The sequence below is a fragment of the Pseudomonas sp. UYEF17 genome (assembly GCF_040546125.1).
Taxonomy (GTDB): Bacteria; Pseudomonadota; Gammaproteobacteria; order Pseudomonadales; family Pseudomonadaceae; genus Aquipseudomonas; species Aquipseudomonas putida_Z.
In genome coordinates, this window is record NZ_JBEPNE010000003.1 from 400874 (window position 1) to 415924 (window position 15051).

General features: G+C 63.9%; 19 protein-coding genes. 9 read left to right on the forward strand and 10 right to left on the reverse strand.

Features of this window, described 5'->3' with window-relative positions; all coding sequences use genetic code 11:
- The first annotated feature begins 128 nt into the window (after window positions 1-128).
- Together ABIB24_RS07180 and ABIB24_RS07185 are read left to right on the forward strand one after the other, a co-directional pair.
- Entirely contained in the window at window positions 129-476 is a 348-nt protein-coding gene (locus tag ABIB24_RS07180) for an HPF/RaiA family ribosome-associated protein (RefSeq protein WP_170032556.1), read from the forward strand.
- Window positions 477-596: 120 nt separating this feature from the next.
- The gene (locus ABIB24_RS07185) at window positions 597-887 is read left to right on the forward strand and encodes a DUF3509 domain-containing protein (protein WP_025340607.1); all 291 of its coding nucleotides are present in this window, start codon (window positions 597-599) and stop codon (window positions 885-887) included.
- A 3-nt stretch (window positions 888-890) separates the two neighbouring features.
- On the opposite strand, the gene ABIB24_RS07190 is transcribed toward ABIB24_RS07185, so the two are convergent.
- Complete coding sequence (locus ABIB24_RS07190; protein WP_025340608.1) at window positions 891-1361, reverse strand: phosphate-starvation-inducible protein PsiE; 471 nt, start codon at window positions 1359-1361, stop codon at window positions 891-893.
- Window positions 1362-1810: 449 nt separating this feature from the next.
- Here ABIB24_RS07190 and ABIB24_RS07195 point away from each other — a divergent pair, with 449 nt between their 5' ends.
- The 3 genes from ABIB24_RS07195 to ABIB24_RS07205 all read left to right on the forward strand — a co-directional run bounded on the left by ABIB24_RS07195 (window position 1811) and on the right by ABIB24_RS07205 (window position 2846).
- Window positions 1811-2053 (forward strand): hypothetical protein, encoded by a 243-nt coding sequence (locus tag ABIB24_RS07195; RefSeq protein ID WP_274079113.1) that lies wholly within the window; start codon window positions 1811-1813, stop codon window positions 2051-2053.
- A gap of 156 nt (window positions 2054-2209) precedes the next feature.
- Window positions 2210-2473: a DUF3077 domain-containing protein gene (locus ABIB24_RS07200; RefSeq protein WP_019473937.1), complete on the forward strand. Its 264-nt coding sequence runs from the start codon at window positions 2210-2212 to the stop codon at window positions 2471-2473.
- Between the two features lie 109 nt (window positions 2474-2582).
- Window positions 2583-2846, forward strand: coding sequence for a YebG family protein (locus ABIB24_RS07205; RefSeq protein ID WP_003260692.1), 264 nt, complete (start codon window positions 2583-2585; stop codon window positions 2844-2846).
- A 274-nt stretch (window positions 2847-3120) separates the two neighbouring features.
- On the opposite strand, the gene ABIB24_RS07210 is transcribed toward ABIB24_RS07205, so the two are convergent.
- On the reverse strand, window positions 3121-4140 hold the full coding sequence (locus ABIB24_RS07210; protein WP_274079112.1) for a Leu/Phe/Val dehydrogenase: 1020 nt from the start codon (window positions 4138-4140) through the stop codon (window positions 3121-3123).
- Between the two features lie 124 nt (window positions 4141-4264).
- Here ABIB24_RS07210 and ABIB24_RS07215 point away from each other — a divergent pair, with 124 nt between their 5' ends.
- Window positions 4265-5071: a SirB1 family protein gene (locus tag ABIB24_RS07215; protein WP_137162395.1), complete on the forward strand. Its 807-nt coding sequence runs from the start codon at window positions 4265-4267 to the stop codon at window positions 5069-5071.
- On the opposite strand, the gene maiA is transcribed toward ABIB24_RS07215, so the two are convergent.
- Genes maiA through hmgA form a run of 3 tightly spaced genes read right to left on the reverse strand, consistent with a single transcriptional unit; the run spans window position 5065 to window position 8307 of the window.
- Complete coding sequence (gene maiA, locus ABIB24_RS07220) at window positions 5065-5697, reverse strand: maleylacetoacetate isomerase (protein ID WP_274079111.1); 633 nt, start codon at window positions 5695-5697, stop codon at window positions 5065-5067. The two genes, ABIB24_RS07215 and maiA, sit on opposite strands and share 7 nt — an antisense overlap.
- Before the next feature lie 12 nt (window positions 5698-5709).
- Window positions 5710-7002: a fumarylacetoacetase gene (fahA, locus tag ABIB24_RS07225; RefSeq protein WP_274079110.1), complete on the reverse strand. Its 1293-nt coding sequence runs from the start codon at window positions 7000-7002 to the stop codon at window positions 5710-5712.
- 3 nt (window positions 7003-7005) lie between these two features.
- Window positions 7006-8307 carry a homogentisate 1,2-dioxygenase gene (hmgA, locus tag ABIB24_RS07230; protein WP_274079109.1) on the reverse strand — a complete coding sequence of 434 codons (1302 nt, stop codon included), beginning with the start codon at window positions 8305-8307 and terminating at the stop codon, window positions 7006-7008.
- Window positions 8308-8481: 174 nt separating this feature from the next.
- Between hmgA and ABIB24_RS07235 the strand changes: the two genes are divergently transcribed.
- Window positions 8482-9264, forward strand: a complete 783-nt coding sequence (locus ABIB24_RS07235) for an IclR family transcriptional regulator (RefSeq protein ID WP_025340615.1) — start codon at window positions 8482-8484, stop codon at window positions 9262-9264.
- A gap of 353 nt (window positions 9265-9617) precedes the next feature.
- On the opposite strand, the gene ABIB24_RS07240 is transcribed toward ABIB24_RS07235, so the two are convergent.
- From ABIB24_RS07240 to ABIB24_RS07255, 4 genes are all read right to left on the reverse strand, one after another.
- On the reverse strand, window positions 9618-10532 hold the full coding sequence (locus ABIB24_RS07240) for an SDR family oxidoreductase (RefSeq protein WP_085664438.1): 915 nt from the start codon (window positions 10530-10532) through the stop codon (window positions 9618-9620).
- A 220-nt stretch (window positions 10533-10752) separates the two neighbouring features.
- Complete coding sequence (locus ABIB24_RS07245) at window positions 10753-11658, reverse strand: alpha/beta fold hydrolase (protein WP_085593034.1); 906 nt, start codon at window positions 11656-11658, stop codon at window positions 10753-10755.
- A 176-nt stretch (window positions 11659-11834) separates the two neighbouring features.
- On the reverse strand, window positions 11835-12521 hold the full coding sequence (locus ABIB24_RS07250) for an LrgB family protein (protein ID WP_024087732.1): 687 nt from the start codon (window positions 12519-12521) through the stop codon (window positions 11835-11837).
- Window positions 12511-12897, reverse strand: coding sequence for a CidA/LrgA family protein (locus ABIB24_RS07255; protein ID WP_075046354.1), 387 nt, complete (start codon window positions 12895-12897; stop codon window positions 12511-12513). Before ABIB24_RS07255 ends, ABIB24_RS07250 begins: the two co-directional genes overlap by 11 nt.
- Window positions 12898-12993: 96 nt before the next feature.
- On the opposite strand from ABIB24_RS07255, the gene ABIB24_RS07260 reads away from it, so the two are divergent.
- Window positions 12994-13875, forward strand: a complete 882-nt coding sequence (locus ABIB24_RS07260; RefSeq protein ID WP_137162398.1) for a LysR family transcriptional regulator — start codon at window positions 12994-12996, stop codon at window positions 13873-13875.
- Window positions 13876-14022: 147 nt separating this feature from the next.
- Here the strand turns inward: ABIB24_RS07260 and ABIB24_RS07265 are convergent, their stop codons facing one another.
- Complete coding sequence (locus ABIB24_RS07265) at window positions 14023-14478, reverse strand: flavodoxin (RefSeq protein WP_025340620.1); 456 nt, start codon at window positions 14476-14478, stop codon at window positions 14023-14025.
- A gap of 128 nt (window positions 14479-14606) precedes the next feature.
- On the opposite strand from ABIB24_RS07265, the gene ABIB24_RS07270 reads away from it, so the two are divergent.
- On the forward strand, window positions 14607-15035 hold the full coding sequence (locus ABIB24_RS07270; RefSeq protein WP_054572763.1) for a PAS domain S-box protein: 429 nt from the start codon (window positions 14607-14609) through the stop codon (window positions 15033-15035).
- Window positions 15036-15051: the final 16 nt, after the last annotated feature.

The window sequence follows — 15051 nt, forward strand, 5'->3', positions numbered from 1 at the left end:
TTATTTTCAAAAAGGGCTTGAATTCGTTTCGCCGTTGCCTGACCTTAGAGTCAAGAGGCGCAGAAATTCCAAGGGTCTCAAAGGCCTAGGCGCGTCTCCATGCGAGCAAGCTGAATAAGGATTGAATCATGCAAATCCAGGTCAACAGCAGCAACCATTTCGAAGGCAACGCCCGGCTCGACCAGTGGGTCCGCAGCACACTGCAGAACTCGCTGGAACGTTACGAAGACGACCTCACCCGCATCGAGGTTCACCTGCGCGACGAGAACGGCGCCAAGCCCGGACCGCATGACAAACGCTGCCAGATGGAGGCTCGCCCCAAAGGCCACCAGCCGATTTCCGTGACCCACACCGCCACTTCGCTGGACCAGGCGGTCGATGGTGCCGCCACCAAGCTCAACCACGCGCTGGAACACTTCTACGGCAAGCTGCGCAGCAAGCGCGGAGCCCTGGAACTGAATGACCCGGACGCCTGATCGGCAATGCAAACGCCCGGCCTGATGCCGGGCGTTTTCGTTTGTATCGATCGATGGCGCTGAACCAACAGGTAATTTCCCCGGTCAACTTCTGCACTCATTCACCGCAGAAGCATGACCATGAACAACCCATTCGAACGAATCAGTGCTGCATTCGCCCCCGAATACCGGGTCAACCTGAGCATTGCAAACCTCGACGGCAGCATCATGCTGACCCTGTCCGACGACGCTGGCGTGGTCGCGAAGCGCCTCATCACCCAGGCCCAGCGCAATGACCCGGTACGCCTGCAGCGGGTAATCGACAGCATCCGCCTGGGCCTGGCCATCGAACACAGCCAGAACCCTCTGCAGGTGCTGGCCGCGCTGACCCGTGACGCCCGCCACGAGCCGCGCCACTTCATCGCCAACTGAGGGCTACTTGCCCTCCTCCACTTCCTTGCCGTTGGCATCCAGCACCTTGGTCGAGGGGTAGCGGTACGAGGCGTAGCGCACCACCAGGATCGCGAACGCCAGCAACAGGATGCCACCGCACACGTACAACAGCCCTACGTCCGGCGCCTTGTGGTGCGAGACGTCGCCGATCAGCAGGCGGGTCAGCGCGGTGATGGCCACGTACAGCAGGAAGCGGATCGGCATGTGGTTGGTCTTGAAGTAGATACCGACCATCGCCCCCAGCTCCAGGTAGATGAACAGCAGCAGGATGTCATCGACACTGACCCCGCCCTTGCCGAGCATGTCCAGGAACGTCATCACTGCCGCATAGGCGGTGATCGCGCCAATGCCGAACAGCGCCAGGTAATGGAATGCCTCGACGCACAGGTTGCCCAGCGAGTCGGCCGAGCCGTGCAGGCCCTTGCGCAGCTTTTCTGCCCATTTGATGTTCACGATGTTCCATTCCCCGATACGTCTTGAAGGATGATGCGTCACCGGCGTGACGCTTGTGCCATGCAGTTAAAAGGCCAGGCCCCTGCCTTGGAAGGCGACCGATTGCCGCAAGGCACCTTGAGGCGTGGCAAGTTGCCAGAAACACGACCATGCGCTGGGGAAAAATCAGATTTAACCCCTTCCTTGTAGGGCATTTCCCAAAGATACTCCCTGCCATTGTGGTGTTCGGGGATGAGCACTAGTCTCGGATCGTCGCTGCCAAACAGCGACCGGCTTTGACAGGCCGCCCTGAACTAACCACATGGCTTTGCCTTTATGGCAGCTGTCATGGGGCACCTCGTGTGCGCCGGCTTTTGGTTCTGTTCACCGGTCTGTCAACCCATGCACAGCTGCCGCCTTCCTGTTTGACAGCAGGAGGCGGTGGCCCCAACTTTGAACAGGCCTTAATCATGCTGAAAGTAGTCCCCGACCCACCCCACACACCCCATTCCCTTGAAGACACCCTGATCCAGGCTACGGACTATGCGCTGTGCGCTGCGACCGTTGTGCATCAGGCCATGCTGCTGCAGCCCAAGTCGCCGGCGTCGGTTTTGATGATGACGTCGATGCATGAACTGGAGACGCTGCGGGCTTTGCTGGAGTCGGCATTGATTCAGGTGCAGATGCCCACTGGGCCCAGGACTTTGCACTAGGGCCTAAGCAATGTGTTGCCTGTTCTGGCCTCTTCGCGGGCACGCCCGCTCCCACAGGATCTTCTCAGTACTCAAGACTTGTACAGTACCTGTGGGAGCGGGCGTGCCCGCGAAAGGGCCAGAGCAAGCAGTCGAGAACTTTCAGGGGATTCAACAATGACCACAGAAGACACCCAGTTCACCGTCGGCAAAACCACCTTCTACCAGGGCGAAAACGGCACCCACCCACTGTTCCGCATCGAGCCCGGCATCCCCTGCCGCGATGCCCGCGAGCAGTCCTCAGAATTGATGGGCTATGTACGCGAACTGACCATCACCGGCCTGATGGACGAGAAACCGATGATGATCTGGGCTGCGCACTACTTGAGCGCGATGGCCAAGGCGCTGATGGATGATGCTGAGTTGGGCATGAAGCAGTAAGCCCTCTGCACCACGCTACAATTTCTGCTTGCGAAGCAATCACATTGCCATTACTGTATATAGATACAGTAAATCGAAACGCAACCAGCAAAAGGCATAGAGGTGATGAATGGCCGTCGAAGTGGTGTACCGCAGCAGCCGCGACCCGGAGCGCTTGTTCATGGATAAGGCCGAAGCAGACCGTCACGACAAGATGCTCGAACTGGCCGAGCGCCTGGCCGAAGTACTGCACAAGGCAGTGCCCTCGCTGAGCGAGAAACAGGTCGAGGAAGCCGGTATCTACATGGCCAAGAACCGCGATGTGTTCGCCCGGGCGTTCAAGAGCCAGCCGGATGCGCTGGCCGAGTTGCTCGAAGCGCCAGCGGCCGAGTAATTGCCTGCACTGGCCGCTTCGGCAGGTACGGCACAAGCGCTGGGCTCGGGCGCTATCCCTGTGGGAGCGGGTTTACCCGCGAAACAGGCGACGCGGTGGATGGCACGGGCTACGCCCGTGTTCGCGGGTGAACCCGCTCCCACAGGGACCGCGGAGCTTTCAAGGTTTGGGGTGGAACAGTTGCTGCTTCAGGTACGGCACAAGCGCTGGGCCGGAGGTATTCCTGTGGGAGCGGGCATGCCCGCGAAGAGGCCAGCAAAACCGGTATCGCCCCTCAGCCGTAGAGCAACCGCTCTGCCAACATCTGCGCCACCCGCGCCGGCGAGCGCTTCTCTGCCTGTGCATGGCCAAACACTTCGGTCAGCCTTGCAGGTATCAGCGCCAGGTGCGCAGTGATGGTGCCCAGGTCTTCGCCACGATGGGTAAGTGCAACGTAGATCAACCCACCGGCATTGATCACGTAATCGGGCGCATACAGTATCCCGCGCGACTCCAGCTGGTCGGCTACCTGCAAAGTGGTCAGCTGGTTGTTCGCCGCCCCCGCCACTGCCGCGCAACGCAACTGCATCACGCTCTGCCCGTTCAACACAGGGCCCACGCCGCAAGGGGCAAAGATGTCGCAAGGGGTGCTGATCAATGCATCATTGGTCACCGGCTTGGCATCGAACTGATCCATCGCCAGCCGCACGCGTCCCGGGTCCAGGTCGCTGACCAACAGTTCTGCGCCCACCGCATGCAATTGCTCCGCTAGTGCATAACCGACATTGCCCAGCCCTTGCACCGCCACCCGTAAGCCTTTCAAATCGTCGCTACCCAGCCGAAACGAGGTAGTGGCCCGGATGCCAGCGAACACCCCCATAGCCGCATGCGGTGAGGGGTCACCCGAGGCCGTGGTGCTGGTCACATGGGGTGTGCTCTGGGCAATGCAGTCCATGTCCAGGGTCGAGGTGCCGCTGTCCACGGCGATGATGAAGCGCCCTTGCAAGGTGTCGATGAAGCGGCCAAAGGCCTCGAACAGCGCGGCACGGTTTTCCACATGCGGATTGCGCATGATCACCGCCTTGCCGCCCCCCAGTGGCAGGCCGGCCAGCGCCGCCTTGTAGCTCATGCCCTGGGCCAGGCGAATGGCGTCGGTCATGGCGCTTTCATCATCGGCATAAGGCAGGTAGCGGCAACCGCCCATGGCCGGGCCCAACTGCTCGCTGTGAATAGCCACCACGGCCTTCAGGCCGGTGGGCGGGTGGGTGAACAAGTGCAGCGACTGGGTACGGGTGCTTTGCATCAGCGCGAACATCGACAGGCTCCCCTACGAGGTGCTCCTTCCAGTATAGGCATGGCCCTTGGGCTGGCGCCGCCGCCGGACCACTGGACGAAACCGCGCGCCGCGGCTAATACTCAAGCGTGTGTGGAGAAGCCCCATGAAGCCACGTCAAGCCTGCCTGGCCTGCCTGGAACGCGAGCCCGTCGCCCTGCTGGAAGCCGCATTATGGATTGCCGCCGAGCACGACCGCAGCGTCGAGCCCGCGGCCAGCCTTGCCAAGCTGCATGACCTGCAGCGTGAGATCAGCGCCAACCTGCCGATGCTGCCGCTGTGCGAACTGGCCCAGCCACTGCTGCGCCAACTCAATGCCCTGGGCTTCCAGCAGGATGAATACCACCCGCTGCGCCCGCATGCCGCGATGATGGACAAGGTGCTGCAGCGCCGCCGTGGCCAACCGCTGACCCTGGCCATCCTCGCCCTGGAACTGGCCCGGCGCCTGTCCATCCCCCTTGAGGGCGTAGGCTTCCCTGGCCATTTCCTGCTGCGTGTGCCAGGTGCGGATCACCTGCTCGACCCCTGTGGTGGCCGCCGCCTGTACCCCAACGATTGCCGTGAGCTGCTGGCTCGCCAGTTTGGCCCGCATGTAGCGCTGACCGCCGAGCACATGCGCAGTGCCAGCCCGCTGCAGATGCTGCAACGCCTGTCACGCAACCTGCGCCAGTTGCACATCAGCAACGACGATCACCTGGCGGCGCTGATCGATGCCGAGCGGGTCATGCAACTGGGCCCGGTGCAGGTCAGCGACTATGTGACCCGCGCCTCGCTCTACCAGCACCTGGATTGCCCGCAGGCCGAGCGCTTCGACCTGGAGCATGCGTTACTGCTGACGGAGGACCCGGTCCAGCGCCTGAAACTGTCCGAGCGTATCGGCAAGCTTCCGGCGGCGAACCGTTCCATTCACTGAGCGGGGCTGTCCGGCTGCCGGGCGGGATGGGCCTGGGCAAACGCCGGGTGCCCCGCCGCCAGGGCGGCAACCCGCAGGATGCGCGGGAAGCTGTCGAGGTCGATGTTGAAGCGTTCGGCCGCGTACAACTGCGGGATCAGGTAGACATCCGCCAGGCCCGGCTCATCACCGAAGCAGAAGCCGTGATCGCCTATCAGCTGCTCCACTGCCGCCAGCCCCTGGCTGATCCAGTGGCCGATCCACTGGTTGACCTGGCTTTCGTCCTGGCCAGCCTGGCGCAGCCGGTTGAGCACGCTGACGTTGTGCAGCGGGTGGATGTCGCAGCCGATGATCGCCGCCACGCCCCGTACCTTGGCGCGCGCCTCGGCCGCAGCAGGCAGCAGGGCGGGCTGTGGATAAACCTCCTCCAGGTACTCGATGATCGCCGGCGACTGCACCAGCAGCTCACCGCCATCGGTGCGCAAGGCCGGCACACGGCCCTGCGGGTTGACCGCGACATAGTCCGCACCGCGCTGCTCACCCTGCAACAGGTTGACCGGCAGGGACTGGTAGGCCAGCCCCTTCAGTGCCAGGGCAATGCGCACCCGGTAGGACGAGGTGGAACGGTAATAGGTGTACAGCTCCATGCCCGCGCCTCCTCAGTTGGCCGCGATGACCGTGCCGCGGCATTCGCCGAAACCAATGCTGGCCACGCCATCACGCACGCAGCGGGCACGCAGGATGATCTCGTCGCCGTCTTCGAGGAACTTGCGCACCTCGCCACTGGCCAGTTCCACCGGGTGCTTGCCGCCTTCAGTGATCTCCAGCAGGCTGCCGAACGAACCTGGCGTGGCGCCCGACAGCGTGCCCGAACCGAACAGGTCGCCCGGTTGCAGCTGGCAGCCGTTGACGCTGTGGTGCGCGACCAGCTGCGCCACGGTCCAGTACATGCTGCGGGTGTTGCTCAGGGTCAGGCGGTGCGGGGCAAGGCCCTGCTCACGCATGCGCTCGGTCAGCAGCAGTACCTCGAGCTCGATATCGAATGCACCGGCGGCCTGGTCGCGCTTGTCCAGCAAGTACGACAGTGGCTGCGGGTCGCCTTCCGGGCGTGCCGGCTGGGCACAACGGAACGGCTCCAGCGCTTCGGCGGTAACCACCCAGGGCGAGATGGTGGTGATGAAGCTCTTGGACAGGAACGGCCCCAGCGGCTGGTATTCCCAGGCCTGGATATCGCGCGCCGACCAGTCGTTGAGCAGGCACAGGCCGGCCACGTGCTCGGCGGCATCGCCTACCGGGATCGCCTGGCCCATGTCGTTGCCCTGGCCGATCCAGATACCCAGCTCCAGCTCGTAGTCCAGGCGCGCGCAGGGGCCGAAGCTTGGCTCGGTGTGCCCGGCCGGCAGGGTCTGGCCCTTGGGCCGGCGCACATCAGTGCCGGACGGGCGGATGGTCGAGGCGCGGCCGTGATAACCGATCGGCACGTACTTGTAGTTGGGCAGCAGCGGGTTGTCGGGGCGGAACAGCTTGCCGACGTTCTTGGCGTGCTCGATGCCCACGTAGAAGTCGGTGTAGTCACCGATCTGCGCCGGGACATGCAGCTGGCATGCGCTGGCCGGGTACAGGGCGGCCTGCAGTGCCGACTGGTGTTCGCTGTGTTCGCCCAGCAGCACCAGCAGGCGCTCGCGCAGGGCGACGCGGGCACTGCGGCCGAGGGCGAAGAATGCGTTCAAGGCCCCACCACGGGTGGCCTCGACAGCGGCCTTGGCGGCACCGTCGAACAGGCCGGCGGCCAGCACCGCCTCCAGGTCGAGGATCGCGTCGCCGATGGCCACGCCACAGCGCTTGGCTTCACCCGGCCGGCTGAAGATGCCCAACGGCAGGTTCTGCAGCGGGAAGTCGCTGTGCCCGTTGGCATGCTCGACCCAGCTACGGGCAATGGCGGTCTGGTTCATGGGTTATCTCCGGTTCGGGTTGAAGGTGCTCGGCAAGGTGGCCCAGCAACTATCGTAGTCGGCCTGCAACTGCGGGCATTCAAGGGCTTGCAGGCTCGGGCGCAGCACCTGGCTGGTCTCGAACATGAAGGCCATGGTGTTGTCGATCTTGTGCGGCGCCAGGTCGGCGGCAATAGCCTTTTCGCAGGTTTCGGCGTCGGGGCCGTGAGCACTCATCACTCCGTGCAGCGAGGCACCGCCCGGCAGGAAGCCCTCGGCCTTGGCGTCGTAGGCACCGTTGATCAGGCCCATGAACTCATTCATCAGGTTGCGGTGGAACCATGGTGGACGGAAGGTGTTCTCGGCCACCATCCAGCGTGGCGGGAAGATCACGAAGTCCATGTTGGCCAGGCCATGCACGCTGGTCGGCGAGGTAAGTACGGTGAAGATCGATGGATCCGGGTGGTCGAAGCTGACCGTACCGATGGTGTTGAAGCGGCGCAGGTCGTACTTGTACGGCACGTTGCTGCCGTGCCAGGCGACCACGTCCAGTGGCGAGTGCTGCAGTTCGCAGGCCCAATGTTCGCCCAGGAACTTCTGCACCAGCTGCACCGGGCCATCGGCCTCTTCGTAGTGCGCCACCGGGGTGAGGAAGTCGCGCGGGTTGGCCAGGCCGTTGCTGCCGATCGGGCCCAGATCCGGGATGCGCAGCGGCGCGCCGTGGTTTTCGGCGATGTAGCCGCGGGCCTCGCCGTCGAGCAGTTCGACGCGGAACTTCATGCCACGCGGGATTACCGCGATTTCCAGCGGCTCGACTTCCATCACCCCCAGTTCGGTGGCAATGCGCAGGCGGCCCTGTTGCGGCACCAGCAGCAGTTCACCGTCGGAGTTGAAGAACACCCGCTCCATCGACCGGTTGGCGCGGTAGATGTAGATGCTCACGCCGGCCGGTTTTTCCGCAGCGGCGTTGGCCACCATGGGCAGCCAGCCCTCGATGAAATCGGTCGGTTCGACGGGGATCGGCTGGGGGTTCCAGCGCAGGCGGTTGGGGGTGATGGCCCCCAGCGGGCCGGTCAGCGGCTGACGCGCCAGGCGCTCGAAACGCGGGTGCAAGGCAGACGGACGAATACGATACAGCCAGGTGCGGCGCAGCTCGCTGCGGGTCATGGTGAACGCCGTGCCCGAGAGCAGCTCGGCATACAGCCCATAGGGCGCCTTCTGCGGCGAGTTCTGCCCGACCGGCAAGGCCCCTGGCAGCGCTTCGCTGGCAAACTCGTTGCCGAAACCGCTGAGGTAGTGAAGGTCGGGTGACGTATCGCGATTCATCGATGCCTCCGGGCTCTGGCCGAGCCGTTGCTGGCAGCTGGCTGCTGGCCCAGGGCGGGGTGGCAGCGCGTCTGCATTGTTTTTATCGTAATCAGATTACGAATAACGTAATTTGCTACGGGCAATGCGTCAAGCTATAAAGGCGCGACTCGACGAATCCGGAAGAAGATGTCCATGGCCAAAGCCAGCTCCCCCGCCGACAACGGCAAGCAGAAAGTCCGCTCGGCAGAGGTCGGCACCGACATCCTCAAGGCCCTTGCCGAGCTCTCCCCGTCTACCTCCCTGTCGCGCCTCGCGGAACATGTGCAGATGCCGGCGAGCAAGGTGCACCGTTACCTGCAGGCATTGATCGCCAGCGGTTTTGCCGAGCAGGATGCGGCCACCAACCATTACGGCCTGGGGCGCGAGGCACTGCGGGTGGGGCTGGCGGCGCTGGGCAGCATCGATGTGCTGAAGATTGCCGCGCTGCCGTTGTCGCAGCTGCGCGATGAACTGAACGAGAGCTGCTTCGTTGCCGTATGGGGCAACCAGGGCGCGACAGTGGTGAGCATCGAGCCGGCGGTACGCGCGGTCACCGTGGTAACGCAGATCGGCTCGGTACTGCCGCTGCTCACGTCGTCCACCGGGCTGGTATTCGCCGCCTACCTGCCCGAGCGCGAGACCGTGGAGTTGCGTGACAGGGAACTGGCCGCCCTGCAGCACAGCGCCGCCGACTACCAGGCGGTACTGGCGGGCATTCGTGAACGTGGCCTGCACCATGTGCATGGGCTGTTGATGCCGGGCGTGGATGCGCTGTCGGCCCCGGTGTTCAATGCCATGGGGCAGGTCGCCGCGGTGATGACCGTGGTCGGGCCGACGTCGATCTTCCATGCCGACGAGCATGGCCCGGCGGCGCAACGGCTGCTGGCGGCAGCGCGGGAAACCAGCTGGCGCATGGGCTATTCGCCCGCCGGCTGAGCGCTTGCGGCACTATTGCCCGATACGTAAAGGTGAATGTCATAAGCGGCTATTTTTCCTACAGGATCAGGCGCTTATTCTTAACTCACTGGCCGGCATGAAGGGCTCTCCCCCCCGCCTTTCAGGCCTGCGAGGTTCACCGACGTAGATTTTGAAGCTCCTTGATCTGACGTCTCGATTGGCCGCTGCGGCTTGCAGCGGCCTTTTTTATTTGCCCTGAAAATTTCCGTCGCCTGTGCTGGCCTCTTCGCGGGCTTGCCCGCTCCCACAGGGATATCACCAAGCCTGAGGGCAGTGATATCCCTGTGGGAGCGGGCAAGCCCGCGAAGAGGCCAGCACAGGTAGTACAAAGCTCAGCCCAGCGGATACTTCTGCAAGTTCGCCATCATCTGCTGCAACGCCTGCAAGCTGTCCTGTGGGTGCACTGCCCCGTCGAAGTCGCCAATCCGTGCCCAGTTCTCCGCCACCTGCTCCGGGGTAAAGCCTTCCCGCGGATCGAAGCCTACCCCCAGGCTACGCTCCCACCGTACCTTGCCCACCCAGCCGCCGCCCACTTCGAACAGCTCACCACTGCCCTGGCACTGCTCGCTGCCCAGGTACACCACCAGCGGGCTGACCAGCTCTGGCTTGAGCCGCTCGAATACCTGGGGCGGGATCAACCCTTCGGTCATGCGGGTACCACCGGTGGGGGCGATGGCGTTGACCAGGATGCCGTGCTTGCGCCCTTCGATCGCCAGGGTACGAGTCAGCCCATACAGGCCCAGCTTGGCCATGCCGTAGTTGGCCTGGCCGAAGTTGCCGTAGATGCCGGACGTGGAAGCGGTGAAGATTACCCGCCCCCAGTTCTGCTCGCGCAGGTGCGGCCAGGCGGCGCGGGTGACCTTGTAAGCCCCCTCGACATGCACCTGATACACCTGCTCCCAGTCGCTGTCTTCCATCTTGTGGAAGGTCTTGTCACGCAGGATGCCGGCATTGTTCACCAGCACATCGACCCGGCCGAAGCTGTCCAGGGCCTGCTCGACAATACGCGCGCCGTGGCTGACCGAGTCATGGTTGGCAATGGCACTGCCACCAGCGGCGCGGATCTCCGCTACCACCTGGTCGGCGGCGGAGGCGCTGGCACCTTCACCGTGGGTGGAGCCGCCGAGGTCGTTGACCACCACCCGAGCACCACGCGCAGCGAACAGCAGCGCATGGGCGCGGCCCAGGCCGCCCCCGGCTCCGGTGACGATCACCACGCGATCTTGCAGACGGACAGGCTCGCTCATGCTCATGGCTCCAGGCAGGTTCAGGTCAGCCGAGTGTCCGCCGCCAGCGGCGGGCGGACAATCAAGCTCACGCAGGCTGAATGCCTGGCAATAACGCAGCACGATGGTTATGGGGCCGTTGTGCGGCCCATCGCCGGCAAGCCAGCTCCCACACCAACCGCGCCGGCCTCCAGGCCTGCGCTGTACCTGTGGGAGCCGGCTTGCCGGCGATGAGGCCCTGTCAGGACCACGCCACTTTCTGCTGGAAACAGCTCAGCGGTTGTTCACGAAAGGCCAGGTAATGGCGCAGCACCTGCACTGGCGCTTCGGTATGCGGGTAATGCCCGATGCCCTGCAACTGCACGGTGTCCGGCTCCGGCACCAGTTGCCGGTAGCGCTCCACCATGTGCGCGCCGGACAGCGGGTCGACCACGCCATTGATCAAGCGCAGCGGCACGCCTTCGTGCTGCATCGCGCCAACCCAGCGTTCGCGGTGCAACCTGCGCTCCGGCATGTACCCCACCAGTTTGTGCAGGATGCGCGTGCCACGGTTGGCGGCGATCAAACTCCAGAAGTCATCCAGTACGCTTTCACTGGGTTGGGTACAAGAGCCGTAGACCTGGATCACGCTGCGCACCAGGTCGTCACGCCCGAACGAACGCCCTACCAGCCAGCCCAGACGGCTGAGCAGCAACTTCTGGATCAACAGCATGCGGCAGCTTTCGGGGAACAGCCCGCTGTTGAGGAACACACAGCTGGCGATGTTGGCGCGCTGTTCATGATGCCGCGCCAGCAGTTCCTGCGCCACACTGCCGCCGTAGTCATGGGCCAGCAGATGCACGGGCTGGTCGACCTTCAGCTCGGCGAGCAAGGCCTGCTGCAGGTCGGCCTGCTCCATCAGGCTGTACAGGTGATCGACCGGTTTGGCCGAATCACCAAATCCGAGCATGTCGCAGGCGATCAACCGGAAGCGCTGGGCCAATGGCCCCCACAGGTAGCGCCAATCCCAGCTGGCAGTGGGGAAGCCGTGCAACAGAAGCAGGGGCTCTCCTTGCCCTGCGGTCCAGTAGCGGATGCTCTGGCCCCGGAAGCTGAAACTCTGTCCCCGGGTACGCCAGACGCACAATGGAATTTCGGCCATGGGCATCAGAACGGTCCCGGTGAAGTGTTGTTGGTGGAATAGAGCAAGGCTGCGGTCATTGCATGTCACCTCGGCACTTACATGTGCTCTCTATGTCGAGGCAGAGTCTAGCCAGCAGCCCATCGGCTGGAACTTGCGTTGCCAGCCAGCTTGATGACTTGGCGAGTCAGTGGCACGAACGGTCAGAGCAGCATGGCCAGCAGCGGTGCCGCGAACAGGTTCAACAACCCGGTCAGGACCATGACCAGGCCGGCCACCGAGCCTTCCTCGCGGCCTACCTCCTGCGCCCGGCTGACCCCGGCACCATGGGCACCGACGCCGAACAGCGCGCCCCGCGCCAGCGGCGTGCGCAACGGCAACCAACGCAGCAGCACGCCGCCGAACATGGCGCCCAGCACGCCGGTGAACATCACGAACACCGCCGTCAGCTCCGGTACGCCACCCAGGTCATGGGCCAATGGCATGGCAAAGGGCGTGGTGATCGAACGCGGCACCAGCGACAGGCTGGTCGCGCTGTCCAGCGCCAACATATGAGCCAACCCCCAGGAACTGGCGATCGAAGCGCTGCTGCCGGCGACCATGCCCACCATCAGTGCCGGCCAGTGGCGCGCCAGCATGGCCCGTTGTTGCCAGATCGGCACCGCGAAGGCCACGGTCACCGGGCCAAGCACGCTCATCAGCCAGTGGGTGTTGCGGGCGTACTCGGCATAGGCGGTGTGCAGCGGCACGGCCACCGCCAGCAACAGTACCGGCACCAGGATCAGCGGCGACAGCAGGTAGCGCCCGCTACGCCGGTACAACCAGCGGCTGCCCAGGTACGCCAGCAAGGTCAGGGCCAGCCAGAACAGCGGCATGGGTTCAAGGCTCATGGCGCAAGCTCCAGCGGCACACCAGTTCCACGGTCAAGGCGGTCACCACCATTACCATCAGGGTGCTCACGGCGATCACCAGCAGGATGCGCCAGCCCTCGTCACGAATCAGGGCGCCGTAATCGAGCAGGCTCATCAGCGCCGGGATGAAGAACAGCAGCATCTCAGCCATCAGCCAGCCGGCGCCCAGTTGCAGCATGGCTGGCTTGAGCACACCCGAGGCAAACAGCAACAGCAGCAATGCCAGGCCCATCACACCGCCAGGAATCGGCCAGCCCAGCCAGGTGGCAAGCTGGCCACCGAACAGGAACAAGGCACAGAGGATCGCCAGCTCGACGAGCAGGCGCAGGGCTTTTTTCAATAACGCGGGTTTCATGGGGGGTTCCTCGACAGGCCCTCATTTTAAGATTTGGCTGCCTAGGCCAGAAGCGAATTGTTAGACTTAACGCCATTCCAGAATGGAATTGCGATCATGGAATTCAAACAGCTGCGCAGCTTTATCGAAGTGGTCCACCGCGGCGGTTTTACCCAGGCGGCGCAAACCCTGCACATCAGCCAGTCGGCGGTGAGCAAACAGGTGGCCCAGCTGGAGCAAGATGTGGGCCAGCCGCTGCTGGAGCGCCAGGCCTCGCAGCTGCACCTGACCGCTGCCGGGCGCATCGTGCTGGAGCGTGGCGAAGCCTTGTTGCGCCAACGTCAGGCGCTGCTCAGTGAACTGGACGACCTCAGCCAGATGGGCCGTGGTGAACTGCGCCTGGGCTTGCCGATGCTGGGCAGCGACGCGCTGTTCGCCGGCTTGTTCGCCGAGTATCGGCGGCGTCACCCGAACATCGCGGTCCAGTTGCTCGAAGGCGGCAGCCGCAGCATCGAACAGGCAGTCAAGAGTGGCGAACTGGAACTGGGTGGCAGCCTGACGCCCAGTGACGAGGCGTTCGACTACCAGCCGTTCTGCAACGAACCACTGGATGCCCTGTTGCCTGCCGGCCACGAGCTGGCGGGCCAGGACGGGGTGGACCTGCAGCAGCTGGCCGATACCCCGTTCCTGCTTTACCAGCGCAGTTTCGTGCTCAATGACCGGTTGCTGAAGGCGTGCCAGCAGCAGGGTTTTACCCCCAAGGAAGGCGGGCGCAGTGGCCAGGCGGACTTCCTCGCGGCGCTGGCGGCGGCGGGCCAGGGCGTGGTGCTGCTGCCCCGTGTGGTGGCGAAAGCGCTGGAGCGCCCCGGTGTGGTGCGCTTGCCGCTGCGCTCGCCGGAGGATTTGCGTTGGGATATCGCGTTCATCTGGCGGCGCGGGGCGTATCTGTCACGGGCGGCGCAGGCGTGGTTGGCGTTGGTGAGCGAGCTCCACGGCTGACGCGATCCCTGTAGGAGCGGCCTTGTGTCGCGAAAGGGCTGCAAAGCAGCCCCAGCAATATCTGCTGCGCTGCCGAATCCTGGGGCTGCTGCGCAGCCCTTTCGCGACACAAGGCCGCTCCTACAAGGGCTCGCGTGAAGCCTCGAGTCAGGCCTTCAGTGCTTGAACAAGCTCAGCCAACCAAGGCTCTGCATCCGCCTCCGGAGTCACCGTCTCGCTGGCATCCAGGCGCAGCATCGGCTGCACTTCGCGCACGCCCAGTTCGGCAAACAGTTCGCGCATCTGCTCGCCACCCCCGCAATAGGTATCGCCATAACTGCTGTCACCCAGCGCAATCACCGCTCCCGGCAGGCCACGCCAGGCCGCAGGCAGGGTATCGCGAATGCTGCTGTACAACGGCATGAGGTTGTCCGGCAGTTCGCCCATGCCAGTGGTCGAGGTCACGGCCAGCAAGGCGTCGGGGGCGAAACCTTCAAGGTCCTGCAAGGTGGCGCGCGCCGCATGCCAGGCCTCCAGGCCCGCAGCCTTGAGCAGCGATTCAGCGTGACGGGCGACTTCTTCGGCGGTGCCGTAGACCGATCCGGAAATAATGGCGACTTTCATCGGGTAGAGGATTCCGAAACTGAGTGAAAACGTAGGATACTAGCATCCGGCGCTGGCAAAAGGCCGCCTCTACCAAAGTCACCCTCCTCAGCCCTGCTTCGCACCCTTGTTTATTCAATGGCCCGAACATGATCAACGCGCAACTACTGCAATCCATGGTCGATGCGTCCAATGACGGCATCGTGGTCGCCGAACAGGAAGGCGACGACACCATCCTCATCTACGTGAACGCGGCCTTCGAACGCCTGACCGGCTACAGCCGTGACGAAATCCTCTACCAGGATTGCCGCTTCCTGCAGGCCGACGACCGCGACCAGCTTGGCCGCGCCCGCATCCGCAAGGCCCTGGCCGAAGGCCGACCGTGCCGCGAAGTGCTGCGCAACTACCGCAAGGATGGCAGCGCTTTCTGGAACGAACTGTCGATCACCCCGGTAAGGCACGACGCAGAACAGCGCACCTACTTCATCGGTATCCAGAAAGACGTTACCCGCCAGGTCGAACTGGAGCGGGAACTGGCGCAACTGCGCGTTCGTCCGAAACCCGACGAACGCACCTGAACCAAGTACGCCACGC